Raw genomic sequence first — 26,914 nt, forward strand, 5'->3', positions numbered from 1 at the left:
AGTGACAGTAGACGTCGGTGCGATACTAAACGTCTCCAATTTGCAACACGATTTTTGCCACACGCCCTGTTTGGCTCCGGAATGTAGAATTTTTGAGACACATATCACTTTCCCGAACACGGCCAGCTGCGGCCGCTCCGCCGATGTACTGTTCAAGGCTGAGCGGGCCGAATCGGTTTTGGGTGTCCGACCTTCCGCAGCGATTACCGGAGAACGCCACGCATGGATCAAGACAACGCATCGGAACTCGTCGCTTCTTCCCCCGTACACGCGCACAGCGGCGCATCCGCGTCGATCCCGGCCGTCGCGCCATCCAGAACCGCTCTACTCGTCATGCATTACCAGACCGACATCCTCGGCCTCTTCCCGTCGGTCGCGGCCGAGTTGCTCTCCAATACGCGCAAGCTATGCGACGCCGCACGAGCGGCCGGCGTCGGCATCTGGTTCGCGAACCTCCGCTTCAGCCCCGGCTATCCGGAAGTCAGCCCGTTGAACAAGAACGGCCAGGGCATCAAGCAACTCGGCCTGTTCATCGACGACGGCCCGTGTCCCGAACTGGCCCGGCAACCCGACGAACCGCTGATCATCGCCCACCGCGCGAGCGTCTTCTTCGGCACCGATCTGCAAGCGCGGCTGATCGCACGAGGCGTCGATACGCTGATCATGGTCGGCATCGCGTCGACCGGCGTGATGCTGTCGTCGATCGCTCACGCGAGCGACGCCGATTTCCGCCTCTACACGGTCAAGGATTGCTGCTACGACCCGGACCCGATCGTCCACGAGCATCTGTTCGCCACCGCGTTCGAATCGCGCACGACGGTGCTGTCGCTCGCGGATGCGCTGCGGCTGCTGCGTAACGACGGACTCGTGGCACCGCCGTTCGGAATCGTCCGCCGGACGCCGCTTACCGAGCCGCCGCGCCCATTCCCGCCAGAATGAGATCGATGCCAGCCAGGAACTGCGCGCGCTCGTCGTGCGCGGCCAATTGCGCCGCCACCTTGCGCACGAACGGGTACTGCGCCGGATCGAGCTGCGCCCACCGCTGGGCAACGGCCGCGACGATCTCCGGCTGCCCCGTTTCGCGCGGATGCAGCCGCGCGCCGGCCGCGTACTGGCCGGCCAGCCCGAAGATGTAATGCATCAGCGCGGACGCGGCGTCGAATTGCGCGGATTCCGGCACGCCCAGCGCCTGAAGCTGCCCGCCGACGTGCTCCAGGATCCGCAGCACCGCGTGCTGCCACGGTTCGCGGAACAACTGCGCCCCCACCCACGGATGCGCGCTGAACGCGTCGAACAGACGCAGCGCGATGCGCCGGAGCGCGTGCGCCGCATCGCCGTCATGCTCCGTCGGCACGTCCGTCAGCGCAGCCGCGATCACTTGATCCGCGGCCGCCGCGAGCAAGTCGTCCTTGTCGGCGACGTGCCAGTAGATCGCGCCGCTTCCGGTCGCCAGGTGTGCCGCGAGCGAGCGAAACGTCAGCGCGCCCTCGCCTGCATGGTCGAGTATCCCGATCGCGGCCTCGACGATCCGCTCTTTCGACAACGCATCCGCGCGCCGCTCGGTCCGGTTGCTGGTTTTCATGCGCGTCAGCTTGACACATCTGGAACATCGTTCCAATATCGCCCCAATGGAACATCGTTCCATTACTTTTCCGAAGCGCGCACGATGCCGGGGGGTACCGCCTTCTCGATCACACCGGGCCGCCCTGGCCTGAAACCGAGCCACCGATGAATCCGCCCGTGACCCATGATGTCGTGATTGCCGGAGCCGGCCCTGTCGGCCTGTTTCTCGCATGCGAGCTGCGCCTCGCCGGTGTGTCCGTGCTGGTGGTCGAGCAGACGGACGATCCCGAATCTCCGCTGAAGCGTCTCCCGTTCGGCATGCGCGGCCTGTCCGCGCCGACCATCGACGCGCTCTACCGTCGCGGCCTGCTCGACGGCATCGCTTTGCCGGCCCACGCAAAGGACACCGCGCACTGGATGCAGCAAGCACGTCGTCCGGCCGGCCATTTCGCCGGCATCCAGTTCTTCCACGACGACATCGATGCGTCGCAGTGGCCGTACCACCTGCCCGGCCCGGCCGGCACGCACATGGCGACCGACATGGCGCGCGTCGAATCCGTGCTGACCGCCCGTGCGGGCGCAACGGGCGTCCAGATTCGGCGCGGTCTTGCCGTCGAGCGCTTCGATCAGTCGGACGATGGCGTCACGCTGTACGCACGCGGCGAGACTTTCCGCGCACGTTGGCTCGTCGGTTGCGACGGCGGCCGCAGCGCGGTCCGCAAGGCCGGCGGCTTCGCGTTCACCGGCACCGACGCCGAGTTCACCGGTTATTCGATCGAAGCCGGGTTCGCCGATCCGGGCGCGCTGCCGCCGGGCCGTCACTACACGCCGGCGGGCATGTACACGTACACGCCGCCCGGTACCGTCGCGCTGGTGGAGTTCGACGGCGGTGCGTTCCATCGCAGCGGACCGGTGACGCGCGAGCATGCGCAGGCCGTGCTGCGTCGCGTGTCCGGCGCCAGCGTCACGTTGAACACGCTTCGGCTCGCCGCCACGTGGACCGACCGCGCGTATCAGGCTGCGACGTATCGCAACGGACGCGTGCTGCTCGCAGGCGATGCCGCGCACATCCACTCGCCGCTCGGCGGCCAGGGGCTCAATCTCGGGCTCGGCGACGCGATGAATCTCGGCTGGAAACTTGCCGCGACGATCCGCGGCGACGCGCCGGCGGGCCTGCTCGACAGCTACACGGACGAACGGCATCCGGTGGGCGCGCGCGTGCTCGACTGGTCGCGTGCGCAGGTCGCGCTGATGCGGCCGTCCTCGGGTTCGCGCGCGCTCGCGGCGATCATGCGCGATCTCGTCGATACGCGCGACGGCGCGACGTACTTCGCCGAACGCCTGTGGGCCGTGTCGCTCGCGTACGATCTCGGCGGCGGCCATCCGCTCGTGGGCCGCAGCGTTCCGGACTTCGAACTGACTGATGGCACGCGGCTCGGCGAACGCGCGAGGCTTGGCAAGGGTGTGCTGCTGGACTTCGATGTCGGCCGGCCACTTCACGCGACGGCAAACCGCTGGCGCGACCGCATCGCCTATATCGCGAGCGACGCGAAAGACCGGCTCGGATTGCGTGCGGTGCTCGTGCGCCCCGATGGTTTCGTCGCCTGGGCATGCGATGACGATGTACACGCGGACGCGGACATCGACGCCGCCACGCATGCGCTCACACGATGGTTCGGCGCGCCGTGCGCGGCAAATTGAGCGCCGCCGCCCGACGCAGGAAGCTGCCGACCGACAAATCTCCATGCGCGCCATCAACGGCACGCCCGACATTCTCGAACGCCCACGCGATCCGCCCTGCCGCAGCCCGGACCACCCGCGACGTGCGCGACATCGCGCACATCGGCCGCGTCCGCCTCACTTCGCGATAAACACCCCCGACGTCGGGCACGTGCCCTGCGTATTGCCATCCGTCACGAGCGACGCCGCGCTCGGAAACTGCGCGGTCGCATTCGTCTTCACCGCAATCCACGCTTCGGTGAAGTAGCTCACGCCGTTCGTCTTCGTGCATTTCAGCGACACCGCGCTGCGCGTGTTGCTGCCGAACGCGCCTTCGAACGCCGACAGCAGCTGGTTGCGCGTGACCGTCTTGCCCGCGTTCGCCTGCAGGAACGCGTTGAACGACGTGTTGCCCAACCGGCTGATCATGCCCGACGCCTGGTTCCAGTAAGCATCGGGCGTCGCCGAATTCGAACAGGTGCCGTGCTTGAACCATTCGTGCTTGTCGAGACACGACGCAACGCCCGGCATGTACGTCGACAGCGTGTCGCGGGTCGCGCTGCTGATCGGGTACGCGTCCATGCTGCACCACTGGTGCGCGTTGTCGAGATCGACGTCGTTCTGCGGCACGCCGCAGTAGAACGGCTGGTTGCCGTCGTAGCGGTTCGGCCACAGCCCGTGCAGCGACAGGCTCGTCGCCGCATACGAGCCGGCGAGGTTCGTGCATTCCGGCGTGTCGTGCGACGCGCAGAAGCCCGGCTCCCACGATGCGGCGAGCAACAGGTAGTCGTAGCTGGTCTGCGCGGCGGCGTGCAGTGAAACGGAAGCGACGGCGAGTGCGGCAGCGGCGCGGGCGAGCGTCTTCAGCATGGCGTGTTTCCTCGGAAAAGGCTTGCGGGCGCGGGATGCGCCGCAAGGTTGTCGAATGTCTGCTCGCGATTGTTGCTGCCGCAACGTGGCACGAATGTGAAGGTGCACGAAAGAAGGCGGGATCGCTCAGGCGCCGAGCTGCGTGCACGCCCGCGCCGATGCTTGCGGGCCTTCGAGCGCGAGAATCTGCCACACGCCGATGCTGACGCGCCGGCGCGCCGCCGTCGATGCGTCGGCCAGCAACGCCTCGACGCGCGGCGCGGCATCGGGCGCCTTCTGCTTCAGCGCCGCATGGTGCCGCGCGCGCGACGCCGGTTCGGGCTCGTACACATCGCACAGGCGCACCATGCCGGCGAGGCCGGCCAGATCGTCGTCCTTGTCGATCGCACCCGGCTCGACAGGCGCGAGCCCGTTGCGTTCTTCCAGCGGCAGCCTGTTGCGCGCGCCTTCGTCGATCGCCGCGGCGGAAGCCGGCGGCAGGCCGCCCATCGCCGCGACGATCCGGCTGCCCGCGGCGATCATGTCGCCCTGGCATGCGATCTTCTCGGCGGCCGCGACGTTCGAGCAGAACGACACCGACGTCCGGTACACGTCGTCGCTCATGCGCAGCACTTCGTCCGTGTCCGCCTGCGCGAGGCCCGCGCTCGCCAGCGCCAGCGCGGCCGGAATCAGGATGCGGAACGCCCTCGTCTCGTTCATGGTTGTGTCATCCGTGGGTGCTGATGGCGGACAATCTCGCCGGGCCGTGCGCAAGCGCCCCTTGTGATGCCGGGCCCGCGGCCGGCGCCACGCGTTTCACTTCATCGACGCCGCCTCCGATCCGCCAGGCGACAACGCCGCGCTGTCCTGCTCGCGCCACGCGCGGCGCGACGCCATGATCGCGCTCACCGCCGAGCGCGCGACCTTCCACCATGCGAACGGGCGCGGATCGGCGAGCATGCTGAGCGCGCGCGCATAGTCGAGCGTGAGGCCTGGCGTCCACGCCATCGTCACCGCGCGCTTGCGGATCTGCGCGGCCACCCACAGCTCGGGCGTGAGCAGCAGCCGCACGAACGCGCCCCACCCGGCCCGCTCGCCCTTCAGCCGCCACACCGCACCGTCGAGCGCGGCCTCGAGCGCATTCGACACGGTACTCGAGCAGTTGCGGTGCGTGAGGTTGTACGTCGTGTTCTGCCGGTACGACGACCAGAACGCGTCGAGCTTGGCCGGATCGTAGTTGCGGATGCGCACGCGCACGGTCGACGGGCACCACGCTTTCGACTCGGTCGCATAGTCGGGCTGGAACAGGCCGGGCACGTCGTTCTCGCGCGTCGCACGCAGGATGCGCGTGAATTCGTCCGGAGAACGATCGATTTCGACGCCCGGATACAGGCTGATGTAGATGCCCTCCGGCGATTCCAGCGCCGCATGGCCGGTCGAGATCACGCCGTTGACGTCCACCGCCGCGATGTAGCGGTCGATCACCGGATAGCGCTGCGCTTCGGCCTTCGACGTGCCGGTCGGCGTCCATACATGCACGGTGAGCGCCCGCTCGCCGTCGGCCGGCGGGCCGTCCCATTCGGATTGCGCGAACTGCGGCAGGCCCTGCGCATCGTCGAGATCCGGCGCGAGCGCCGGCGCGGGCGACGTCGCGAACGCCGGGTTGCGCGTCAGCCGGCGCACGCGTGCGGCGAGGCTCAGCATGTGCATTCCGCCGAACATCAGCAGCAGGCCGAGGCAGTACGGCACGGTGCCCGCGTAGTGCGTCGGGTACGGCTGGAAGAAGAAGATCGCCAGCAGGATCTCGACGACGCCCCACGCGAACGCGACGTGCCAGCGGCGATAGCGCACCATCCACGCGGACGTGCACTGCAGCAGCCCGTCGACGAGAAACAGCGTGCCGAAGATCATCGACAGCAGGAAGTGGCCGTGATGATGGCCAGCGAACACGAGCCCCGCGGCCACCACGACGGCGACGCCCTTCACGTAGCGCAGGATGCGCTGCCCGCCGACCCCGCTGCCGGCCACCGCGAGCGTCGCGAGCCCTTCGATCAGGAACAGCCACGCGAACAGCTCGATCGGGAAATGCAGCGCGCCGTCGAGCGCGTCGAGGAAAATGCCGACGCCCGCGGCCACCCACAGCCAGCCGAGCACGGTCAGCCCGCGCCAGCGGGTTCGCAGATATTCGATGCCCAGCAGCAGCAACACCAGTCGTACCATTGCGCCCTCGTTTTTTCGGGATACGCGCGGCCTCGCGTTCCCGGTCGTTTCGGCCGCGCATGGTGCGACGCGCCTGCCGGATGGCGGTCATCGTTGCCGGCGCGTCATGCCGTCGACATGACCGATAGCGGCCGGCACGCGCCGCTCTGGCCGAATAATAAGATATGACGGAGCCGGGTGAAAGCGCCGCGAAAACGTTTTCGACCGGCGCGAACGCGCCAGGCCGCCCGCTGCCGCGGCAGACTTCCGGTTCGACAACGTGCGGCGGATACGCGAGAATCCGGCTTCCGAGGGCGAAAGCCACTGAACTGAAGCGAACCGCACGGACGGCGTAGCCGTCGCGCCGCGTGCGCCGCGCGACGGCAGCATCGACCGGAGCACCACCATGCCCGCCTCCCCGCTCCATCCCCCGCCGCTCGGCCCGCAACTCAGGCGCTGGCGCGCGCTGCACCGCGTGAAGCAAAGCCACGCAGCCGAACTGTTCGGCGTCGCGCAATCGACGATCTCGCGCTGGGAGGCCGGCCTTCAGCAGATGTCGCCCGACGAGCGCGCAACGGCCGAACGGCTGCTCGCCGCGCGCCTCGACTCCGCGGGCGACCACGCGCTCGCGCGGCTCATCGCCGGCAGCGCGGGCCGCATGCATCTCGTGTGCGACCTCACGCACCGGCTGCTGGCCAGCTCGCCGGCGCGTGCGGCCGAATTCTCGCAGCCGCTTTCGGCACTGCTCGGCACGTCGCTGTGGCGCTACGCGACGCCGGAAATCGTCCGCATGGAAGCCGCGCTCGATCCGCTCGGCTGGCACGACCGCGCGGGGCCGCCGAGCGTCGAGTTCGACACCGGCGCGAATGCGTCGCGCGTCGTGCCGATTCGCGGCAGCCGGTGCCGGTGGACGCGGATGACGCTGTCGGACGGCTCGGCCGTGCGGCTCGTGGAAACGCTCGGCGCGCGCTGACGCACGCGCATATTTCATGCGTGGACGACGCGCGTCCGGCCGGCGTACGCTTGGCGGTTCATCGCAAGGACGCCGATCATGAATCCCGATACGATCCACGCGCGGCTCGCTTTCCTGCGCGAAGCCGAGCGCCTGAAGGACGTGCTGCGCAGCGGCCATACGTCGGCCGGCCGTGCGGAAAGCACGGCCGAGCACAGCTGGCGGCTGTGCCTGATGGCGCTCGTGTTCGCCGACGCGCTGCCCGGCGTCGACGCGCTGAGGCTGCTGAAACTGTGCGTCGTCCACGACCTCGGCGAGGCGCTGCATGGCGACATCCCGGCGATCGAGCAGGCCGCGCACCCCGACAAGAGCACGCACGAACGCGACGACCTGCTGACGCTGACCGCGTCGCTCGACCGCACGATGCGCGACGAGATCGTCGCACTGTGGGACGAATACGAGGCAGCCGCGTCGCCGGAAGCCCGCGCGGCGAAGGCGCTCGACAAGCTCGAAACGATCCTGCAACACAACCAGGGCCGCAATCCGCCCGATTTCGACTACGCGTTCAACCTCGGCTACGGGCGACGCTACACCGACGCGCAACCGCTGTTCAGCGCGATCCGCGCGATCGTCGACGCCGATACGCAACGCCGGATCGACGCGAGCGGCCAGCGCTCGACGAGGAACGCGACCGGCCGATGATGGCGATCGTCGCCGCGCAGCGCTAGCACCGGGCGCCGCACGCGCGGCGGGCCCGTTCCGCGGATCGCGACAAACTCGCCGTTTCGCCCGCCCGATGGTGCGGCGTCCACACAATTCAGCACAATTTCCACACGATTTGGCGCGAATTCCTCGCTTACCATGAGCGCCTGATTCGATTCGGCACGCCCGCGCGATGCGTACGCGGAACCCGTCGCGGGCAACACGCCCGGCACGCGACGCCTACCGGATCGTTCCGCCCGGCCGCACGCATCGCCGGCGCCCGCTTCATCCTCGCTGCATGCTCATGACCCAGAAGACCCATCGCCGCCGGCGCATCGTGCTGGCCACTCTCGCCGTCGTCGCGATCGCCGCCGGCGTCACGCTGAAGGCCTGCGCGCCCGACAAGCATCCGCAGTACCTGTCCGCGCCGGTCACGCGCGGCAACCTCGAGAACGCAGTGCTCGCGACCGGCGCGCTGCAGGCGTTCAGGCAGGTCGACGTCGGTGCACAGGTGTCGGGGCAGTTGAAGACGCTGAAGGTCAAGCTCGGCGACAAGGTCACGAAGGGCCAGTGGCTCGCCGAGATCGACCCGGTGATTTCGGAAAATGCGCTGCGCCAGGCGCGCGCCAGCGAGGAAAGCCTGCGCGCGCAGCAGCAGTCGACCGCCGCGCAGCTCACGCAGGCCGAACTCGCGTTTCGCCGCCAGCAGGCGATGCTGCCCGACGACGCGACGTCGCGCGAATCGTTCGAGGCCGCGCGCGCAACGCTGGACGTGCAGCGCGCGACGCTCGCGTCGCTCGCCGCGCAGATCCGTTCGGCCCGCATCCAGATCGAGACCGCGCAAGCCAACCTCGGCTACACGCGCATCGTCGCGCCGATCGACGGGGAAGTCGTCGCGATCGTCACGCAGGAAGGCCAGACCGTGATCGCGCAGCAGCAGGCGCCGGTGATCCTGAAGCTCGCGAATCTCGACACGATGACGGTGAAGGCGCAGGTGTCGGAAGCCGACGTGATCCGCGTGAGCGCCGGCCAGACCGCGTATTTCACGATCCTCGGCGAACCGGACAAGCGCCACTACGGCAAGCTGCGCGCGATCGAACCGGCGCCGCAGAACTACGCGGAGGCACAGAGCGCGCTCGGCGGCGGAGGTAGCGGCGGCAGCACGAAGCCGAACAGCGCGGTGTTCTACAACGCGCTGTTCGACGTGCCGAATCCCGGGCATCGGCTGCGCATCGCGATGACCGCGCAGGTCAACATCGTGCTCGGCAACGCGCGCAACGCGCTCAGCATTCCGGCCGCCGCGCTCGGCGACAAACGCAAGGACGGCACCTACGCGGTGCGCGTGCTGCGCGCCGACGGCGGCACAGAAACGCGCCACGTGCGCATCGGCATCAACAACAACGTGCGCGTCGAAGTGCTGGCCGGCCTGAAGGACGGCGAACGCGTCGTGATCGGCGAGGCGTCGCCGGACGAGCGCGCGCCGCTGGCGGACGCGGTATGACGATGAGAAGCCAGCCCCTGCTGAAACTTGCCGCCGTCACGCGACGCTTTCCGGCCGGCGACAAGGACGTCGTCGTCCTGAACAACGTGAACCTGTCGATCGACGCGGGCGAGATCGTCGCGATCGTCGGCGCGTCGGGCTCCGGCAAGTCGACGCTGATGAACATCCTCGGCTGCCTCGATCATCCGAGCGAAGGCACGTACACGGTCGGCGGGCGCGACACGCACATGCTCGACAGCGACGAGCTCGCGCAACTGCGCCGCGAGCACTTCGGCTTCGTGTTCCAGCGCTATCACCTGCTGCCGCACGTCGACGCGGTGGCGAACCTCGAAATGCCGGCGATCTACGCGGGCACCCCGCGCGCCGAGCGGCACGCCCGCGCCCGCGCGTTGCTCGCGCGCCTCGGGCTCGCGGATCGCGCGCATCACCGGCCCGGGCAACTGTCCGGCGGCCAGCAGCAGCGCGTGAGCATCGCGCGCGCGCTGATGAACGGCGGCCAGGTGATCCTCGCGGACGAACCGACCGGCGCGCTCGACACGAAAAGCGGCCAGGACGTGATCCGGATCCTGCACGAACTGAACGCGCTCGGCCATACCATCGTGATCGTCACGCACGACAAGGCCGTGGCGCGCCATGCGCGGCGCATCATCGAGATCAGCGACGGCGAGATCATCGCCGACCGGCCGAACCGCCACTACGCGGAGGCGCTTGCCGAAGCGCTTGCCGAAGCGCTCGCGGAAGCGCCTGCCGAAGCGCTCGCGGAAGTGGGCGCCGACGCGGCCGCGAGTACGCCGTCCGCGCCCGCCGCTGACGATGCACGGCCGCCCGTCGGCGCCGATCCCGTCGCCAATGCCGATCCCGCGCCACCCGGCCGCCGCTTCGCGGCAGGCACCGGCCGCTTCGCCGAGGCGTGCCGGATGGCGTGGATCGCGCTCGTGTCGCATCGGCTGCGCACGCTGCTGACGATGCTCGGCATCATCATCGGCATCACGTCGGTGGTATCGATCGTCGCGGTCGGCGAAGGCGCGAAGCGCTACATGCTCGAAGAGATCGGCAGCATCGGCACCAACACGATCAACGTCTATCCGGGCACCGACTGGGGCGACAGCCGCGCGGACACGATCCAGACGCTCGTGCCCGCCGACGTCGCCGCGCTCGCGGAGCAGCCGTACGTCGACAGCGCGACGCCCGAAACGTCGCGCACGCTGCTGCTGCGCTACCGCAACATCGACGTCAACGCGCTCGTGAGCGGCGTCGGCGATCGCTACTTCCAGGCGCGCGGGATGCGCTTCGCGCTCGGCGTCGCGTTCGACGACGATGCCGTGCGCCGCCAGGCGCAGGTGGCCGTGATCGATCAGAACACGCGCCGCAAGCTGTTCGGCGCGACGCGCAATCCGGTCGGCGAAGTGATCCTGGTCGACAACGTGCCGTGCGTCGTGATCGGCGTGACCGCCGACAAGAAGAGCGCGTTCGGCAGCGTGAAGAGCCTGAACGTGTGGGTGCCGTACACCACCGCGAGCGGGCGCCTGTTCGGCCAGCGCTATCTCGACAGCATCACCGTGCGCGTGCGCGACGGGCAGCCGAGCGCCGCGGCCGAGAAAAGCCTCGAGAAGCTGATGATCCAGCGCCACGGCCGCAAGGACTTCTTCACGTACAACATGGACAGCGTGGTCAAGACCGTCGAGAAGACCGGCCAGTCGCTGACGCTGCTGCTGTCGCTGATCGCGGTGATCTCGCTCGTCGTCGGCGGGATCGGCGTGATGAACATCATGCTGGTGTCGGTCACCGAGCGCACGCGCGAGATCGGCATCCGGATGGCGGTCGGCGCGCGCCAGTCCGACATCCTGCAGCAGTTCCTCGTCGAGGCCGTGCTCGTGTGCCTGCTCGGCGGCACGATCGGCATCGCGCTGTCGTTCGGGCTCGGCGCGCTGTTCTCGATGTTCGTCACGCAGTGGAAGATGGTGTTCTCGGCCGGCGCGATCGTGACCGCGTTCGCGTGCTCGACGCTCACCGGTGTGATTTTCGGGTTCATGCCCGCGCGCAACGCGTCGCGGCTCGACCCGATCGATGCGCTCGCGCGCGACTGACGAAACATGGCCATCATCACGCACGCCTCCCCGCTTCACCGTCTCGGCGCATTCGCGTGCGCGGCCGCGCTGCTCGCCGGCTGCGCGGGTGCGCGCCACGCACCGCCGCCGGCCGTCGCGATGCCCGCGAACTGGGCCGCGCCGGTCGCGGCCGACGCGCCGGCCGCCACGCGCGACTGGTGGCGCAGCTTCGGCGATCCGCAACTCGATGCGTTGATCGACGACGCGCTGCGCGCCAACAACGACCTCGCGATCGCGGCGATCCGCGTGTATCGCGCGCAGTTGCAGGCCGGGCTCGTCGATACGAACCTGACGCCCAGCGTGACGCTCGGCGCGAACGGCGCCGTGTCGCGCACGCTCGATACGCACCGGATGAGCCGCTCGAGCGGCCTCAACGGTTCGCTCAGCTACGAAATCGACCTGTGGGGCCGGCTCGCCGCGCTGCGCGATGCCGCGCGCTGGGAAGCCGACGCGACGGCCGCCGATCTGGAAGCCGCGCGGCTGTCGCTGATCGGCACGACCGCGGCGCTGTACTGGCAGATCGGCTATCTGAACCGGCAGATCGCGCTCGGCGACGCGAACATCGCGTATGCGCAGCGCACGCTCGCGCTCGTCCGGTCGCGGCACGCGGCCGGCGCCGTGTCGGGGCTCGACCTCGCGCAGGCCGAACAAAGCCTCGCCGCGCAACGCGCGGCGCAGACGCAATTGATCCAGCAGCGCACCGAGAACCGCCACGCGCTCGCGATCCTGTTCGACCGGCCGCCGCAGCAGCGCGTGGCCGAACCGTCGGCGCTACCCGACGCGGCGCCGCCCGAGGTCGCGGCCGGCCTGCCCGCGAGCCTGCTCGGCCGGCGCCCCGACCTGCGTGCGGCGGAATTCCGGCTGCGCGAGTCGCTCGCGCAGGTCGATGCGACGCGTACGAGCTTCTACCCGACCTTCACGCTGACCGGCAACGCCGGCACGACGAGCACGAGCCTCGAGCGCGTGCTGACGAATCCGGTCGGCACGCTCGGGCTCGGCCTCGCGCTGCCGTTCATCCAGTGGAACACGATGCAGCTGCAGATCCGGGTGTCGAAGTCGCAGTACGAGGAAGCGGTGGTCGGGTTCCGCCAGCGGCTCTACACGGCGCTCGCGGAAGTCGAGAACGCGCTGTCGGCACGCGTGCAGCTCGAACGCGAAGCCGAACAGCGCGCGCTGTCGCTGGCCCAGGCGCAGCGCGCCGAACGGCTGGCCGCCGCGCGCTTCGCGGCCGGCGCGACCGCCGTGCAGCCGTGGCTCGACCAGCAGCAGGTGCTGAGGAGCGCGCAGAGCGCCGACGAACTGACGCGCCTGAACCGGCTCAACAACCAGATGAAGCTCTACCGCGCGCTCGGCGGCGGAACCTCCTGACCGGCCGTCACGCGTCATACGTCGCGCGCCGCCCGCGTCATTCGCACACGGCCGCCCCGCGCCGCACCGGCGCGAACGCCACCGCGCTCGCGGTCGCGAGCACGGCCACGCCCGCCGCGCCGTACAGCATCACCCAGCCGAAGCCGTGCACGAGCGCCGCATGCAGCGCCGCGCCGCTCGGATCGGCCTGTGCGAGCGCCGGCGCGATCGCCTGCAGCCCGTCGGTGCGGCCCGCTGCGATTTCCTGCGCGAGCCGGCGCAGCGCCGCGTCGCCGATCGCGCCGGCCGGCCCGCCCTTCAGGCTCGCGACGATCCCCGCCACCAGCACGAAGCCCATCGTCGCGATGTTCAGCGCGAGCGAGATCATCCGCGCGCTCATGTCGATGCCCGACGCCATGCCGGCGCGCGCACTCGGCACCGCGCCCGTCGTCGTGTTGGTGACGGGCGTGTTGGTCAGCCCGAGCCCGATGCCGGCGATCATGCAGCCCGGCAGCATCGTCAGCCAGCTTGCGTGAACGGCCGCGCTGCCGAGCCGCATCAGCACGAAGCCGGCCGCGATCGTGAACAGGCCGCCCGGAATCACGACGCCGGGCCCGTAGCGCAGCGCAAGCCGTTCGCCGAACGGCGGCGCGATCAGCGTCGGCAACGTGTACGCGAGCAACGCGAGGCCGGCCGTCACGCTGTCGTAGCCGAGCGCGATCTGGAACCAGATCGGCAGGTAGATCATGAACGGCCAGAAGCTGAAATTCATCCCCATCGAGCCGAAGATCGCGCCGGTGAACGCGCGGATCCGGAACACCGAAAAGTCGAACATCGGCCGCGCGCTGGCGCGCTCCGCGATGAAGAAACCGATCAGCGCGAGCACGGTCGCGCCGAGCACGCCGAGGCCGGCCGCGCTCGCGAGCCCGAGTTCGGCGCTCTGGGTGATGTAGAAGGCAAGGCCGAGCACCGCGAGCGACAGCGTGACGATGCCCGCGACGTCGAGCGTGCCCGCATGCGGATCGCGCGATTCCCGCACCGCGCCGCCGATCAGCACGAGCGCGACGGCCGCGAGCGGCGCATGGACGAGAAACACCCACGGCCAGCTCGCGAGCGCGACGATCGCGCCGCCGACGATCGGCCCGAAACCGAGCCCGATGCCGAACACGATCCCCCAGATCCCGAATGCGCGGCCGCGCTCGCGCCCTTCGCGGAACTGGTGCGACAGCACGGCGATCTGGCAGATCAGCATCGCGCCGCCGCTCGCGCCCTGCAGTAGCCGGCCCGCGACGAGCACCGGCACGTTCGGCGCGAGCCCGCACAGCAGCGACGTCGCGCCGAACAGCACGGTGCCGATCACGTACACGCGTTTGCGGCCGAACCGGTCCGCGAGCGTGCCGGCCGCCATCAGCACCGTCGTACAGGCGATCGTGTACGCGTTCATGATCCACTGCATGCCGTTGAATTCGCCATGCAGCACGTGTTCGAGCGTCGGCAGGATCACCGGCACGCTCGAGATCTCGAGGCCGAACATCAGCGACGTGAGACAGACGGCCGCGAGCGCGACCGCATTCCTGCGGGAGTCGGATAGCGTCATGCGTATTTGCGCGGCGGCCCGGCAACGGGCCGCGCGCCTCCAGGTCAGTAGGATTCGCCGCGCGCGGCCGGCGACGCACGCTGGGCGGGAATCGGTACTATAGTGAGAATTCGCCTCCCCATTGACGCACGCATTTCCACGCACTGGGGAATTTACGGACCCAATCGACGCAACGCGATGACCGACAGACTCGACGGCGTAACGACCTTCGTCCAGGTGGTGGAATCAGGCAGCTTCGCGCTGGCCGCGGAGCGGCTCGACATGACGCGCTCGGCGGTCGGCAAGGCGATCGCGCGGCTCGAGAAGCGGCTCGGCGCGCGGCTGCTGCAGCGCACGACGCGCAGCCAGAGCCTGACCGACGACGGCCAGGCGTACTACGACCGCTGCGTGCGCGCGCTCGCGGAACTGGAAGCGGCGGAAGCCGATCTCGACTGCGGCCGCCACGAGGCACGCGGCAAGCTGCGGCTGAGCGTGCCGCTCGCATTCGGGCACCACTGCGTGACGCCGATCGTGCTCGATCTCGCGCGCAGCTATCCGCACCTGCGCATCGACGTGTCGATCACCGACCGATTCGTCGATCTCGTCGAGGAAGGGATCGACCTCGCGGTGCGGATCGGCACGCTCGCGGACAGCACGAGCCTCGCGGTACGGCGGCTCGGCACACAGTACGGCAGCCTCGGCGCGGCGCCGTCGTATCTCGCGCGCCATGGGGTGCCGAAGACGCTCGACGATCTGAAGCACCACCGCACGATCGCGTATTCGCGTTCGGGCGTGGTGCAGCCGTGGGATTTGCGCGCGCCGGACGGCTCGACAGTGCGGGTCGACATGCCGCATCAACTGAGTTTCGACGACGTGCAGGCGATCGCCGCGGCCGGCGCGGCCGGGTTCGGGATCGCGTGGGTGCCGAGCTGGCTGCTCGATCAATACGTGAAGCGCGGGGAGATGGTGGTCGTGCTCGATCGCTGCTTCGTCTGCGAAGGCGACATTCACGCGATCTGGCCGAAGACGCGCTACCTGCCGCGCAAGACGCGCTGCGTGATCGACGCGCTCGCGCAGGCGATTCCGCCGATGATCGAGCGCGCGGACGAACCGCGATGAGATGAATGGAAACCGACGCGCCGCACGGGCGCGCCGGGCCATCACGCAAGGATCACGCCGCGCCGAGATCGGCGAGCGGATGCGCGAACAGCTTCCACGGCGACGTCAGGAAATGCCGCACGCGTTCGGCGCGCAGCTCGACGAGCGACGCGGGCGCCCAGCGCGGCTTGCGATCCTTGTCGACGAGATGCGCGCGCACGCCTTCGCAGAAATCGCCTTCCTCGATCGCACGCGCGACGATGCCGAGCTCCATCCGGAACGATTCCGCGAGCGTCATCTGCCGGCCGCGCAGCAGCGCCTCGCGCGTCACCGCGAGCATCGTCGGCGAATGGCTCGCGAGCGCGTCGAGTGTCGCCTGCAGCCATTGGCGGTGCTCGCGCGCGAGTTCGTCGCGCGCCAGATCCTGCGTGAGCGTCGCGACGATCCGCTCGACGGTCGAGCGCTTGTCGAAGTGGCGGACGATCCACGGCATCTGGCTGTCGAGCGCCGCATGCGGCACGACGTTGCACGGCGGCTCGAACACCTTGCGCAGCAGCGGCAGCACATCGCCGTCCCACTTGACGCTTTCGATGCGCGTCTCGAACGTGTCGAGCCACGCGGACGGCACGCAGAGGTCCGCGAGCTTCGCGGCGAGCGCGTCGGCGCCCGACAGCATCGCGCCGGTCAGCCCCACGTACAGTTCGAGTTCGGCCGGCATGCGCGACAGGAAATGCGTCGCGCCCACGTCGGGTACGAGGCCGATGCGCGTTTCCGGCATCGCGATCTTGCTGCGCTCGGTCGCGACGCGCAGCGCCGCGCCCTGCGCGAGCCCCATGCCGCCGCCCATCGTGATGCCGTCCATCAGCGCGACGACCGGCTTCGGGAACGTGTGGATCGCGTAGTCGAGCCGGTATTCGTCGACGAAGAACGGCAGCCAGGTTTCGCGCTGCGCGACCATCTTGTACAACGCGCGCACGTCGCCGCCCGCGCAGAAGCCCTTCTCGCCCGCGCCGCGCAGCACGACCGCGACGATCCGGTCGTCGCGGCGGCAACGCTCGAACAGTGCGGCGAGCTCGCCGATCATCGCGTACGACAGCGCATTGAGCGCGGCCGGCCGGTTCAGCGTGATCAGCGCCACGCGGTTCACCACGCGAAACAGCACCTCGGGCGCATGCTCCGCGAATGCATCGTGATTCGTCACCGGCGTGCTCATCGTTGCGGCTCTCCATCGGTGCGCCACTGCGGCGCGCGCTTGCCCAGGAACGCCGCCACGCCTTCGCGCGGATCGGCCGTGTCGAACAGATCGACGAAGCGTTCGCGCTCGACCGCGAGCGCCGCGCCCCGCGGCACGCCGCGGCGCGCGAGGCCGATCAGTTCCTTGCTGTAGGCCACGGCATGCGGGCTTTGCCGCGCGACGTTGCGAGCCAGCACGAGTGCCGCCTCGCGCGCGGCGCCGCTTTCGACCACGTCCTCGACGAGGCCGATCCGCAGTGCGGTGGCCGCATCGACGCGCGCACCGGTCAGGATGATCTTCTTCGCCCAGCCCTCGCCGACGAGCCAGGGCAGCGTCTGCGTGCCGAGCCCGCACGGCAGCAGCCCGACCGAAGGCTCGGGCAGCGCCATCTGCGCATGCGTCTCCGCGATCCGCAGGTCGCACGCGAGCGCGCATTCGAGGCCGCCGCCCATTGCATAGCCGTTGATCGCCGCGATCGTCACGACGCGTGCGTCGTGCAGCGCCTCGAACGCCGCGCCGAAGCGCGACGCCATCGCACGCGCGACCGCGCGATCGCCGTCGGCGAACGTGTTGAGGTCGGCGCCCGCGCTGAAGAACTTCGGGCCGTCGCCGGTGATCACCAGCGCGCGCACGCGCGGGTCCGCATTCAGTTCGGCGACGGTTTGCTGCAGTTGCCGCAGCCCGTCGGCGGTAAAGGCGTTCGCGGGCGGACGCTTGAGCGTCGCGCACGCGATCGCGCCGTCGTCGACGTAGTCGAGTTCGATCATCACGCGTCCTTCTTCGTGGCCGGTTGGTACAGGCGGATCACCGCCGAGAAATCGAGCTGGCCGTCGCCGCGGCTGCTCATCGTCTGATACAGCTGCTGCGCGAGCGCACCGAGATAGACGGGCTGGCGCGCCTGCTTCGCCGCGTCGTTCGCGAGGCCGAGATCCTTCAGCATCAGGTCGGTGCCGAAGCCGCCCGAGTAGCCGCGCGACGACGGCGCGGTCTCGATCACGCCCGGATACGGGTTGTACGTGTCCGAGCTCCAGCAGCGGCCCGTCGACGTGTTGACGATGCCGGCCAGCACCTTCGGGTCGATGCCGAGCGCGACGCCGAGCGACATCGCCTCCGACACCGCCGCCATCGAGATGCCGAGCACGAGGTTGTTGCAGACCTTCGCGACCTGCCCCATGCCCGTCGCGCCGCAGTGGACGATGTTCTTGCCCATCCCGGCGAGCACCGGTTTCACGCGCTCGAAATCCGCGTCGCTGCCGCCGACCATGAAGGTCAACGTGCCTGCCGCCGCGCCGCCGGTGCCGCCCGACACCGGCGCGTCGACGAACGCGCCGCCGTGCTCGCGCACCAGCGCGCCGAACGCCTGCGCGCTCGCCGGGTCGATCGTGCTCGAATCGATCACCGTCGCGCCCGCGCCGAGGCCGGCCAGCGCGCCGTTCTCGCCGGTGAGCACCGAGCGCACGTGCGGCGCGGCCGGCAGCATCGTGATCACGAACGTCGCGCCCGACGCCGCATCGCGCGGCGACGCGGCCACCTGCGCGCCGGCGTCCTGCAGTGCGCGCAATGCGTCGGCGCTCAGGTCGAACGCGTGCACTTCGTGGCCGGCTTTCAGCAGGTTCAGCGCCATCGGCGCGCCCATGTGGCCGAGGCCGATAAATCCGATTTTCATGGTGGTGTCCTCCGCCGCTCAATGCAGCCGGATCGTCGTGTTCACCGGGCCGGCCGTCGTATCGTCGTCGAACCAGCGCGCGGTGACCGTCTTGGTCTGCGTATAGAACTGCACGACCTGCTTGCCGTACGGGCCGAGATCGCCGAGCTTCGAGCCGCGCGAACCGGTGAAGCTGAAGAACGGCACCGGCACCGGGATCGGAATGTTGATGCCGACCTGGCCGACGTCGATCTCGCTCTGGAACCGGCGCGCGGCCGCGCCGCTCTGCGTGAAGATGCCCACGCCGTTGCCCATCGGATTCGCGTTGACGAGCGCGATCGCCTCGTCGAGCGTGTCGACTTCCATCACGACCAGCACCGGCCCGAAGATTTCATGCGTGTAGATCGTCATGTCGGTCGTCACGCCGGAGAAGATCGTCGGCCCGATGAAGTTGCCTTCCTCGAAACCGGGCACCTTCACGTCGCGGCCGTCGAGTTCGAGCTTCGCGCCTTCCTTGATGCCCATGTCGATCAGCGACAGGATGCGCGCCTTCGCGCCGCGCGACACGACCGGCCCGACGTCGGTGCCCGCTTCCGATCCCGCGTTGACCTTCAGCGTCTTCGCCTTCGCGACGATGTCCGGCAGCCATTCGCGCGCCTTGCCCACCAGCACCGCGACGGACGTCGCCATGCAGCGCTGGCCGGCCGCGCCGAAACCCGCGCCGACGAGCGCGTTGATCGCCTGTTCGCGGTTCGCGTCGGGCAGCACGACCGCGTGGTTCTTCGCGCCCATCATCGACTGCACGCGCTTGCCCTGCGCGCTGCCGAGGTTGTACACGTGCGTGCCGACCGTGGTCGAACCGACGAACGAGATCGCCTTCACGAGTGGATGCGTGCAGATCGCGTCGACGACGTCCTTGCCGCCGTGCACGACGTTCAGCACGCCTTTCGGTATGCCGGCTTGGAGCGCGAGCTCGACGAGCTCCATCGTCGACATCGGGTCCTGCTCCGACGGCTTCAGCACGAACGTGTTGCCGCACACGATCGCCATCGGGAACATCCACAGCGGAATCATCGCGGGGAAATTGAACGGCGTGATGCCCGCGCACACGCCGAGCGGCTGGCGCAGCGTGTAGGTGTCGACGCCGCCCGCGACGTTCTCCGCGAATTCGCCGAGCTGCAGCGTGCCGATCGAGCACGCGTGCTCGACCACTTCGAGGCCGCGGAAGATGTCGCCTTCGGCGTCGGGAATCGTCTTGCCCTGCTCGGCCGTCAGCGTCCTGGCGATGCGCTGCTGGTTCGCGCGCACCAGATCCTGGAACTTCAGCATGATGCGCATGCGCGCGGAAATCGGCGTGCTCTTCCACGTCGCAAACGCGGCGTGCGCGGACTGCACGGCCGCGTCGACTTCCGCGACGGTCGCGAACGGCACGCGCGCGAGCACCTGTTGCGTCGCCGGGTTGACGATGTCGCGCCACTCGCTCGTGGCGGACTCGACGAAGGCGCCGTCGATCAGCAGCTTGACCGTCGGCACGTCTTGCCCCGTACGGGGCGTCGGATTCGCGTTCATCAGTGCAATCTCCTTGCAGTGGGCCGCGACGTAACGGCATGCCGCCGCGCGACCGTTTCAATTCGGCTGCGGGCGGCCGCCGCGGCATGCGGCGCGCACGGCCCGCGGCCGGTCATTTCAGTTCGGCGGCGAAATCTTCTTCCCAGTATTCGCCGGGCATGCGCGCGCTCGCGTCGTCGCCGCGCTCGATCTCGCGGCGGCGCAGCTCGACGCGGCGGATCTTCCCCGAGATCGTCTTCGGCAGCTCCGCGAACTGCAGGCGGCGAATGCGCTTGTACGGCGCGAGCTTCTCGCGCGAGAAGCGAAAGATCTCCAGCGCGAGCGCCGGGCTTTCTTCATAGCCCTCGCGCAGCGTGACGAACGTCTTCGGCACCGACAGCCGCACCGGGTCCGGGCTCGGCACGACGGCCGCTTCCGCGATCGCCGGGTGCTCGATCAGCACGCTCTCCAGCTCGAACGGGCTCAGCCGGTAGTCGGACGACTTGAACACGTCGTCCGCGCGGCCGATGTACACGTAGTAGCCGTCGTCGCGACGCATCGCGATGTCCGACGTGCGGTAGTGGCCGTCGCGCATCGCATGGGCCGTCGCGTCGGGATTGTTCGCGTAGCCCTTCATCAGCCCGACCGGGCGCGCGACGCCATCGCCGATCGGCAGCGCGACCTCGCCTTCGGTCACCGGCGCGCCGTCCGGGTCGAGCAACGCGATCCGGTAGCCGGGCAGCGGCCGGCCCATCGAGCCCGCGACGACCGGCTGGCCCGGCGAGTTGCCGATCAGGCAGGTCGTCTCGGTCTGGCCGTAGCCGTCGCGAATCGTGATGCCCCACGCGTTCTTCACGCGCTCGATGATCTCGGGATTCAGCGGCTCGCCCGCGCCGACGATCTCGCGCAGCTTCACGTCGAACGACGCGAGCGGCTGCTGCACGAGCATGCGCCACACGGTCGGCGGCGCGCACAGCGTGGTCACGCGGTATTTGACGAGCGCATCGAGCACGGCCTTCGGCTCGAAGCGCGCGTAGTTGAATACGAACACGCACGCCTGCGCATTCCACGGCGCGAAAAAGCAGCTCCACGCGTGCTTCGCCCAGCCCGGCGAGCTGATGTTCCAGTGGATGTCGCCGGGCTGCAGGCCGACCCAGTACATCGTCGACAGGTGCCCGACCGGATAGGTGCGGTGCGTATGCTCGACGAGCTTCGGCTTCGACGTCGTACCCGACGTGAAGTACAGCAGCATCGGATCGTTCGCGTGCGTGACGGCGTCCGGCTCGAACGCGGCGCTCGCCGCATAGCCGTCGTTCATCGCGAGCCAGCCTTCGCGCGGCGCGCCGGCGACGATCTTCTGCTCGAGGCCGAGGCCGGCCTGCTCGAACTTCGCGGTTTCGTTCTCGTCGACGATCGCGTAGGTCGCGCCGCCGATCTGCACGCGGTCGCGCACGTCGTCGGGCGACAGTTGCGTGGTGGCGGGCAGCACGATCGCGCCGAGCTTCATCGCCGCGAGCATCGCGTCCCACAGCTCGACACGGTTCGGCAGCATCAGCAGAATGCGGTCGCCGCGCCCGACGCCGATCGAGCGCAGCCAGTTCGCGATCCGCGACGAACGCTCGGACATCTGCGCGAACGAATACGGGTCGCCCGTGCCGGTTGCCGCATCGACGATCCACAGCGCGGGCTGGTCGTTGCCGCGCGCCATCGGGTCGAAATAGTCGAGCGCCCAGTTGAACGCGTCGAGCACCGGCCATGCGAAATCGCGATACGCGGTGTCGTAGTCGGTGCGATGGCGCAGCAGAAAGTCGCGTGCGTCGAGGAATGCCTGTACCGTCATGTGTCGTCTCCGTCCAGTCTCCATGCCCAGCGGTCAACCGGCGCAGGTGCTGCAGCACCTGCCCGGTTCCGTGTCGCCCGGCGCACGGTCACGTCGCTGCGTGCCGCGTTTGCCGCGCTGCCCTCGTGCCTGCGTTGTATGCCTGCTCGTTCGACCGTTTGTTCGACTGCGTGATGCCGGATGGGCGCGCGCCGCGACTCACAGCTGCCGCGCGATCACCATCCGCTGCACTTCGCTGGTGCCTTCGTAAATCTGCGTGATGCGCGCGTCGCGATAGTGGCGCTCGACTTCGTAATCGGCGAGATAACCGTAGCCGCCGTGGATCTGGATCGCATCCGAGCACACGCGCTCGGCCATCTCGGACGCGAACAGCTTCGCCTGCGACGCTTCGGACAGGCACGGCAGCCCGGCCGTGCGCAGCTTCGCCGCGTGATGCACGAGCAGGCGCGCGGCGTTGATCTGCACGGCCATGTCGGCGAGCTTCTGCTGGATCGCCTGGTGCTCGGCGATCGGCTTGCCGAACTGCACGCGCTCGCCCGCATAGCGGCGCGCCTTGTCGAACGCGGCGCGCGCGATGCCGAGCGCCTGCGCGGCGATGCCGATGCGGCCGCCTTCGAGGTTCGACAACGCGATCTTCAGCCCTTCGCCGCGATTGCCGAGCAGGTTCTCTTCGGGAATCGCGCAGTTCTCGAACGTGATCGGGCACGTATCCGACGCGCGGATGCCCATCTTCTTCTCGGGCTTGCCGACGATGAAGCCCGGCGTGTCGGTCGGCACCAGGAACGCGGAAATGCCGCGCTTGCCCGCTTCCGGATCGGTCATGGCAAAAACGATCGCCACGCCCGCGCGCTGGCCGTTGGTGACGAACTGCTTCGCGCCGTTCAGCACCCATTTGCCGTCACGCAATTCGGCCCGCGTGCGCAGGTTGTTCGCCTCGGAGCCCGCCTGCGGCTCGGTCAGGCAGAATGCGCCGATCACGCGGCCGGCCGCCATGTCGGCCAGCCAGCGATCCTTCTGCGCGGGCGTGCCGAAGCCGAGGATCGGCCCGCAGCCGACCGAGTTGTGCACGCTCATCATCGTCGCGCACGCGGCGTCGCCGGCCGCGACTTCCTCCATCGCCAGCGCATAGGCGACGTAGTCCGTATACGAGCCGCCCAGTTCCTGCGGCACGATCATCCCGAGCAGCCCGAGCTCGCCGAGCTGCGCGACGATCGCGTCGGGCAGGTGCGCGTCGTGGTCCCACTGCGCCGCGTTCGGCGCCAGCCTCTCGGTGGCGAACGCGCGCGCGGCGTCGCGGATCATCCGCTGGTCTTCGGTGTAAAGCTCGTCCATGGTGCTGCTGTCTCCCGCGGCCGCCGGGCGCGACCGTCCTTGCGTTTCGATGCAACAAGTGTAGGCAAGCACGCGCGACTGTTCGATGCTCGCGCCGCTCATTTACACTGAGCGTTTTTGCCATACCGGCGACACCGATGAAGCAGGAAGACAAGGGAACCGTCGCGATCAGCCTCGTCGCGTACAGCGTCGCGCTGGCCACACGGCGCGGCGTCGCGGCCGAGCCGCTGCTCGCGCAGGCCGGCATCGCCCCGGCGCTGCTCGGTCAGCCGCGCGCACGCGTGTCCGCGCAGCAATACGGCGCGCTGTGGAACGCGATCGCCCGCACGCTCGACGACGAGTTCTTCGGGCAGGACAGCCACCCGATGCGCAGCGGCAGCTTCATCGCGATGAGCCAGGCGGCGCTATCCGCGCGTGACGGGCTGCACGCGATGGCGCGCGCGGTGAACTTCATGCACTGCGTGCTCGACGACCTGCACGCGGAGCTCGACGCGAACCCGCAGCGCGTGCGGCTGCGCTTCGTGCACCGCAACAACGGCGCGACACCCGCGATGTTCACGTACGCGACCTATTTCATCATCGTGTACGGGCTCACCTGCTGGCTGATCGGCCGGCGCATTCCGCTGCTGCATGCGAGCTTCCGCTGCGACACGCCGCCCGCCGACCACGAATACCCGTCGATGTTCTGCGACGACATGCGTTTCAACGAGCCCGATTCGTATGTCGATTTCGATCCCGAATTCGCGACGCTGCCGGTCGTGCAGAACGCGAAGACGCTGAAAACGTTTCTGCGCAACGCGCCGGCCAGTTTCATCGTCAAGTACCGTAACCCGAACGCGCTCGCGCAGCGCGTGCGCGCGGTGCTGCGCGGAATGCCGCCGGCCGCATGGCCGGGCGCGGGCGGGATGGCCGCGCGGCTGCACGTGGCCGAGGCCACGCTGCGCCGCAAGCTGCATCAGGAAGGTCACGCGTACCAGTCGATCAAGGACACGCTGCGGCGCGATCTCGCGTTCGAGGCGCTGGCCGACCCCGCCCGCACGATCGCGGACGTCGCGGCCGCGACCGGGTTCGCGGAGCCGAGCGCGTTCTACCGCGCGTTTCGCAAATGGAGCGGGCGCAGCCCGGCCGACTATCGCGACGAAGTGCTCGCGCGCGGCGGCGGCGCAAGCTGACGCCGGCCGGTGCGGCCGCAACTTCGCGCTTTCGGCCGAAACCGCCTAATCTTCAAGCATCGGGCCCACGCCCTTTTCGCGAGCCGGACGGCACGCGGCCGTGCGCCGCCCGGACGTCCCGATGCGCTTTCACCGTCATGGGCCGCCGCCGGCGCCTGCCGCGGCCGACGGCCGCCTCCGTCACCCGCTGTCCGCGCGGGTCGCGCGCGCCGCGCTGTTCGCGGCGCTGCTCGTCGTGTGTGCCGCGGTCGCCGCGCCGCCATCGGCCGACGCGCCCGCCGCGCATCCGGTCGTCGTGATTCCCGTCAACGGCGCGATCGGCCCGGCCAGCGCCGATTTCATCGTGCGTTCGCTCGCGCGCGCCGCTCGCGAGCACGCGCCGCTCGCGATCCTCCAGCTCGACACGCCCGGCGGCCTCGATACGTCGATGCGGCAGATCATCAAGGCCATCCTCGGCTCGCCGGTGCCGGTCGCCGCATTCGTCGCGCCGGGCGGCGCGCGCGCGGCGAGCGCGGGCACCTACATCGTCTATGCGAGCCACTTCGCGGCGATGGCGCCCGGCACCAATCTCGGCGCGGCGTCGCCCGTGCAGTTGGGCATCGGCGGCGCCGCGCCGCCGGGCGCGAACCCCGCCGCGCCACATCCCACCGGTGCGCCCGGTGCATCGGGTGCGTCCGCCACGCCGGCCGCGCTGCCGACCGATACGCAATCGACCGAGATCCGCAAGGCGATGCAGGACGCTTCCGCGTACATCCGCGGCCTCGCGCAGTTGCGCGGACGCAATGCCGAATGGGCCGAGCGCGCGGTGCGCGAGGCCGTGAGCCTGTCGGCGAATGAGGCGCGCGCGCAGCACGTCGTCGACCTGATCGCGCAGGACGCGGCCGATCTCGCGCGCCAGCTCGACGGCCGCGCGGTGACGACCACCGCCGGCACGCTGCGTCTGGCGACCGCGCACGCGCCGCTCGTCGCGCTCGCGCCCGACTGGCGCAGCCGCTTCCTCGCGATCATCGCCGATCCGAACGTCGCGCTGATCCTGCTGACGATCGGCATCTACGGCCTCTTCTTCGAATTCGCGAACCCCGGTTTCGTGCTGCCGGGCGTCGCCGGCACGATCTGCCTGCTGGTCGGACTGTTCGCGATGCAGTTGCTGCCGGTCAGCTATGCGGGCCTCGGCCTCGTGCTGCTCGGGCTCGGCTGCCTCGTCGCGGAGGCGTTCCTGCCGACCTTCGGCGTGCTCGGGTTCGGCGGAATCATCGCGTTCACGATCGGCGCGCTGATGCTGATCGACACCGACGTGCCCGGCTACGGGATTCCATGGCCCGTGATCGCGAGCCTCGCGCTCGGCGGCGGGCTGCTCGTCGCGGGTGTGTCGGGCGTCGCGCTGCGCGCGCGGCGCCGCCCGGTCGTGACGGGTGCCGAGGCGCTGCTCGGCAGCATCGGCGAAGTGCTCGACGACGGCCTGCAGCCGGACCAGCCGCCAGGCGCGGCCGGCGCCGTGCCGTCGGCCGCCGGCTGGGCGCGCGTGCACGGCGAGCGCTGGCGCGTGGCGAGCAGCACGCCGCTGGCCGCCGGCTGCCGCGTGCGCGTGACCGGCCGCCACGGGCTGACGCTGACGGTCGCGCCGCTCTACGACGTGCCCGCGCCGGTCCATCCCCAGGGAGAACCTTCATGATCGGTTACACGTTCGGCTTCAGCAGCGTCCTCATCGTCTTCGTCGTGGTGCTCGTCGCATCGTCGATCCGCATCTTTCGCGAGTACGAACGCGGGGTCGTGTTCATGCTCGGCCGGTTCTGGAAAGTGAAGGGGCCGGGGCTCGTGCTGATCATCCCGATCGTCCAGCAGGTCGTGCGGATCGACCTGCGCACCGTCGTGTTCGACGTGCCCGCGCAGGACGTGATCACGCGCGACAACGTGTCGGTGAAGGTCAATGCGGTCGTGTATTTCCGCGTCGTCGATCCTGAGAAGGCCGTGATCCAGGTCGCGCGCTTCTTCGAGGCGACGAGCCAGCTCGCGCAGACGACGCTGCGCGCGGTACTCGGCAAGCACGAACTCGACGCGCTGCTCGCCGAGCGCGAGCAACTGAACGCGGACATCCAGAAGACGCTCGATGCGCAGACGGATGCGTGGGGGATCAAGGTGTCGACGGTCGAGATCAAGCACGTCGACCTGAACGAGACGATGATCCGCGCGATCGCGCGGCAGGCCGAAGCCGAGCGCGAGCGGCGCGCGAAGGTGATTCACGCGGAAGGCGAATTGCAGGCGTCGGAAAAGCTGCTGCAGGCCGCGCAGCGGCTTGCGCTGCAGCCGCAGGCGATGCAGTTGCGCTACCTGCAGACGCTGACGACGATCGCGGCGGACAAGAACTCCACGATCGTGTTTCCGTTGCCGGTCGATCTGCTGGGGGCGTTGCTGGATCGGTTGGGCCCCGCGCGCGAGCGTTGAGACGCGCGCGTGCCGGGCCACATGACGCCGCGGCCGGTGCCGATGGGCGCGGGGGCCGACGCCCCGCCCCCCGGCGCCCCGCCCGCG

21 protein-coding genes and 1 pseudogene are annotated in these 26,914 nt (G+C 69.5%); 11 read left to right on the top strand and 11 right to left on the bottom strand.

What is annotated here, in order from left to right:
* Positions 1-222: 222 nt before the first annotated feature.
* Positions 223-852, top strand: a pseudogene (locus KPB06_RS31155) (cysteine hydrolase family protein); the annotation flags it as partial.
* A 52-nt stretch (positions 853-904) separates the two neighbouring features.
* Here KPB06_RS31155 and KPB06_RS31160 read toward each other — a convergent pair.
* Positions 905-1,582: a TetR/AcrR family transcriptional regulator gene (locus KPB06_RS31160; protein WP_275905736.1), complete on the bottom strand. Its 678-nt coding sequence runs from the start codon at positions 1,580-1,582 to the stop codon at positions 905-907.
* 146 nt (positions 1,583-1,728) lie between these two features.
* Between KPB06_RS31160 and KPB06_RS31165 the strand changes: the two genes are divergently transcribed.
* Entirely contained in the window at positions 1,729-3,264 is a 1,536-nt protein-coding gene (locus KPB06_RS31165; RefSeq protein WP_275905735.1) for an FAD-dependent monooxygenase, read from the top strand.
* A gap of 156 nt (positions 3,265-3,420) precedes the next feature.
* Here the strand turns inward: KPB06_RS31165 and KPB06_RS31170 are convergent, their stop codons facing one another.
* The 3 genes from KPB06_RS31170 to KPB06_RS31180 all read right to left on the bottom strand — a co-directional run bounded on the left by KPB06_RS31170 (position 3,421) and on the right by KPB06_RS31180 (position 6,351).
* Positions 3,421-4,152: a ribonuclease T2 gene (locus tag KPB06_RS31170; protein ID WP_275905734.1), complete on the bottom strand. Its 732-nt coding sequence runs from the start codon at positions 4,150-4,152 to the stop codon at positions 3,421-3,423.
* A gap of 126 nt (positions 4,153-4,278) precedes the next feature.
* Positions 4,279-4,851 carry a hypothetical protein gene (locus KPB06_RS31175; protein ID WP_059640859.1) on the bottom strand — a complete coding sequence of 191 codons (573 nt, stop codon included), beginning with the start codon at positions 4,849-4,851 and terminating at the stop codon, positions 4,279-4,281.
* A 96-nt stretch (positions 4,852-4,947) separates the two neighbouring features.
* Positions 4,948-6,351, bottom strand: a complete 1,404-nt coding sequence (locus KPB06_RS31180; protein ID WP_226291193.1) for an HdeD family acid-resistance protein — start codon at positions 6,349-6,351, stop codon at positions 4,948-4,950.
* Positions 6,352-6,736: 385 nt separating this feature from the next.
* On the opposite strand from KPB06_RS31180, the gene KPB06_RS31185 reads away from it, so the two are divergent.
* From KPB06_RS31185 to KPB06_RS31205, 5 genes are all read left to right on the top strand, one after another.
* A complete protein-coding gene (locus KPB06_RS31185; protein ID WP_060968510.1) occupies positions 6,737-7,303 on the top strand; it encodes a helix-turn-helix domain-containing protein in 567 nt (188 codons plus the stop codon).
* 78 nt (positions 7,304-7,381) lie between these two features.
* Positions 7,382-7,984, top strand: coding sequence for an HD domain-containing protein (locus KPB06_RS31190; protein WP_099317732.1), 603 nt, complete (start codon positions 7,382-7,384; stop codon positions 7,982-7,984).
* A gap of 304 nt (positions 7,985-8,288) precedes the next feature.
* Positions 8,289-9,485, top strand: a complete 1,197-nt coding sequence (locus KPB06_RS31195; protein WP_059640876.1) for an efflux RND transporter periplasmic adaptor subunit — start codon at positions 8,289-8,291, stop codon at positions 9,483-9,485.
* Complete coding sequence (locus tag KPB06_RS31200; RefSeq protein ID WP_410469497.1) at positions 9,482-11,572, top strand: MacB family efflux pump subunit; 2,091 nt, start codon at positions 9,482-9,484, stop codon at positions 11,570-11,572. Before KPB06_RS31195 ends, KPB06_RS31200 begins: the two co-directional genes overlap by 4 nt.
* A gap of 6 nt (positions 11,573-11,578) precedes the next feature.
* Entirely contained in the window at positions 11,579-12,961 is a 1,383-nt protein-coding gene (locus KPB06_RS31205; protein ID WP_059584532.1) for an efflux transporter outer membrane subunit, read from the top strand.
* A 37-nt stretch (positions 12,962-12,998) separates the two neighbouring features.
* On the opposite strand, the gene KPB06_RS31210 is transcribed toward KPB06_RS31205, so the two are convergent.
* Entirely contained in the window at positions 12,999-14,537 is a 1,539-nt protein-coding gene (locus KPB06_RS31210) for an MFS transporter (protein WP_059584530.1), read from the bottom strand.
* 177 nt (positions 14,538-14,714) lie between these two features.
* Here KPB06_RS31210 and KPB06_RS31215 point away from each other — a divergent pair, with 177 nt between their 5' ends.
* Positions 14,715-15,635, top strand: coding sequence for a LysR family transcriptional regulator (locus tag KPB06_RS31215; RefSeq protein ID WP_059584529.1), 921 nt, complete (start codon positions 14,715-14,717; stop codon positions 15,633-15,635).
* 52 nt (positions 15,636-15,687) lie between these two features.
* Here KPB06_RS31215 and KPB06_RS31220 read toward each other — a convergent pair whose 3' ends face one another.
* The 6 genes from KPB06_RS31220 to KPB06_RS31245 all read right to left on the bottom strand — a co-directional run bounded on the left by KPB06_RS31220 (position 15,688) and on the right by KPB06_RS31245 (position 23,213).
* A complete protein-coding gene (locus KPB06_RS31220; RefSeq protein ID WP_059584527.1) occupies positions 15,688-16,827 on the bottom strand; it encodes an enoyl-CoA hydratase/isomerase family protein in 1,140 nt (379 codons plus the stop codon).
* Complete coding sequence (locus KPB06_RS31225) at positions 16,824-17,615, bottom strand: enoyl-CoA hydratase (RefSeq protein ID WP_059584526.1); 792 nt, start codon at positions 17,613-17,615, stop codon at positions 16,824-16,826. Before KPB06_RS31225 ends, KPB06_RS31220 begins: the two co-directional genes overlap by 4 nt.
* Positions 17,615-18,514, bottom strand: coding sequence for a 3-hydroxyisobutyrate dehydrogenase (gene mmsB / locus KPB06_RS31230; RefSeq protein WP_059584524.1), 900 nt, complete (start codon positions 18,512-18,514; stop codon positions 17,615-17,617). Before mmsB ends, KPB06_RS31225 begins: the two co-directional genes overlap by 1 nt.
* An 18-nt stretch (positions 18,515-18,532) precedes the next feature.
* Positions 18,533-20,062: a CoA-acylating methylmalonate-semialdehyde dehydrogenase gene (locus KPB06_RS31235; RefSeq protein ID WP_059584523.1), complete on the bottom strand. Its 1,530-nt coding sequence runs from the start codon at positions 20,060-20,062 to the stop codon at positions 18,533-18,535.
* Between the two features lie 112 nt (positions 20,063-20,174).
* Positions 20,175-21,881, bottom strand: a complete 1,707-nt coding sequence (locus KPB06_RS31240) for an AMP-binding protein (protein WP_059584521.1) — start codon at positions 21,879-21,881, stop codon at positions 20,175-20,177.
* 198 nt (positions 21,882-22,079) lie between these two features.
* The gene (locus KPB06_RS31245) at positions 22,080-23,213 is read right to left on the bottom strand and encodes an acyl-CoA dehydrogenase family protein (RefSeq protein ID WP_059584519.1); all 1,134 of its coding nucleotides are present in this window, start codon (positions 23,211-23,213) and stop codon (positions 22,080-22,082) included.
* A 137-nt stretch (positions 23,214-23,350) separates the two neighbouring features.
* Between KPB06_RS31245 and KPB06_RS31250 the strand changes: the two genes are divergently transcribed.
* The 3 genes from KPB06_RS31250 (at position 23,351) to KPB06_RS31260 (ending at position 26,827) form a co-directional block, all read left to right on the top strand.
* The gene (locus KPB06_RS31250; protein WP_059584518.1) at positions 23,351-24,385 is read left to right on the top strand and encodes an AraC family transcriptional regulator; all 1,035 of its coding nucleotides are present in this window, start codon (positions 23,351-23,353) and stop codon (positions 24,383-24,385) included.
* Between the two features lie 121 nt (positions 24,386-24,506).
* Positions 24,507-26,057 (top strand): NfeD family protein, encoded by a 1,551-nt coding sequence (locus KPB06_RS31255; RefSeq protein WP_059585093.1) that lies wholly within the window; start codon positions 24,507-24,509, stop codon positions 26,055-26,057.
* Positions 26,054-26,827, top strand: a complete 774-nt coding sequence (locus KPB06_RS31260) for a slipin family protein (RefSeq protein ID WP_059584516.1) — start codon at positions 26,054-26,056, stop codon at positions 26,825-26,827. The genes KPB06_RS31255 and KPB06_RS31260 overlap by 4 nt, the downstream gene beginning before the upstream one ends.
* The last annotated feature ends 87 nt before the right edge of the window (positions 26,828-26,914 follow it).

It is taken from the genome of Burkholderia semiarida, assembly GCF_029268935.1.
GTDB lineage: Bacteria > Pseudomonadota > Gammaproteobacteria > Burkholderiales > Burkholderiaceae > Burkholderia > Burkholderia semiarida.

Excerpts from the sequence above, each read along its gene's own strand:
- KPB06_RS31160 (WP_275905736.1), bottom strand. The coding sequence starts at position 1,582 with ATGAAAACCAGCAACCGGACCGAGCGGCGCGCGGATGCGTTGTCGAAA.
- KPB06_RS31165 (WP_275905735.1), top strand. The coding sequence starts at position 1,729 with ATGAATCCGCCCGTGACCCATGATGTCGTGATTGCCGGAGCCGGCCCT.
- KPB06_RS31170 (WP_275905734.1), bottom strand. The coding sequence starts at position 4,152 with ATGCTGAAGACGCTCGCCCGCGCCGCTGCCGCACTCGCCGTCGCTTCC.
- KPB06_RS31175 (WP_059640859.1), bottom strand. The coding sequence starts at position 4,851 with ATGAACGAGACGAGGGCGTTCCGCATCCTGATTCCGGCCGCGCTGGCG.
- KPB06_RS31180 (WP_226291193.1), bottom strand. The coding sequence starts at position 6,351 with ATGGTACGACTGGTGTTGCTGCTGCTGGGCATCGAATATCTGCGAACC.
- KPB06_RS31185 (WP_060968510.1), top strand. The coding sequence starts at position 6,737 with ATGCCCGCCTCCCCGCTCCATCCCCCGCCGCTCGGCCCGCAACTCAGG.
- KPB06_RS31190 (WP_099317732.1), top strand. The coding sequence starts at position 7,382 with ATGAATCCCGATACGATCCACGCGCGGCTCGCTTTCCTGCGCGAAGCC.
- KPB06_RS31195 (WP_059640876.1), top strand. The coding sequence starts at position 8,289 with ATGACCCAGAAGACCCATCGCCGCCGGCGCATCGTGCTGGCCACTCTC.
- KPB06_RS31200 (WP_410469497.1), top strand. The coding sequence starts at position 9,482 with ATGACGATGAGAAGCCAGCCCCTGCTGAAACTTGCCGCCGTCACGCGA.
- KPB06_RS31205 (WP_059584532.1), top strand. The coding sequence starts at position 11,579 with ATGGCCATCATCACGCACGCCTCCCCGCTTCACCGTCTCGGCGCATTC.
- KPB06_RS31210 (WP_059584530.1), bottom strand. The coding sequence starts at position 14,537 with ATGACGCTATCCGACTCCCGCAGGAATGCGGTCGCGCTCGCGGCCGTC.
- KPB06_RS31215 (WP_059584529.1), top strand. The coding sequence starts at position 14,715 with ATGACCGACAGACTCGACGGCGTAACGACCTTCGTCCAGGTGGTGGAA.
- KPB06_RS31220 (WP_059584527.1), bottom strand. The coding sequence starts at position 16,827 with ATGAGCACGCCGGTGACGAATCACGATGCATTCGCGGAGCATGCGCCC.
- KPB06_RS31225 (WP_059584526.1), bottom strand. The coding sequence starts at position 17,615 with ATGATCGAACTCGACTACGTCGACGACGGCGCGATCGCGTGCGCGACG.
- mmsB (WP_059584524.1), bottom strand. The coding sequence starts at position 18,514 with ATGAAAATCGGATTTATCGGCCTCGGCCACATGGGCGCGCCGATGGCG.
- KPB06_RS31235 (WP_059584523.1), bottom strand. The coding sequence starts at position 20,062 with ATGAACGCGAATCCGACGCCCCGTACGGGGCAAGACGTGCCGACGGTC.
- KPB06_RS31240 (WP_059584521.1), bottom strand. The coding sequence starts at position 21,881 with ATGACGGTACAGGCATTCCTCGACGCACGCGACTTTCTGCTGCGCCAT.
- KPB06_RS31245 (WP_059584519.1), bottom strand. The coding sequence starts at position 23,213 with ATGGACGAGCTTTACACCGAAGACCAGCGGATGATCCGCGACGCCGCG.
- KPB06_RS31250 (WP_059584518.1), top strand. The coding sequence starts at position 23,351 with ATGAAGCAGGAAGACAAGGGAACCGTCGCGATCAGCCTCGTCGCGTAC.
- KPB06_RS31255 (WP_059585093.1), top strand. The coding sequence starts at position 24,507 with ATGCGCTTTCACCGTCATGGGCCGCCGCCGGCGCCTGCCGCGGCCGAC.
- KPB06_RS31260 (WP_059584516.1), top strand. The coding sequence starts at position 26,054 with ATGATCGGTTACACGTTCGGCTTCAGCAGCGTCCTCATCGTCTTCGTC.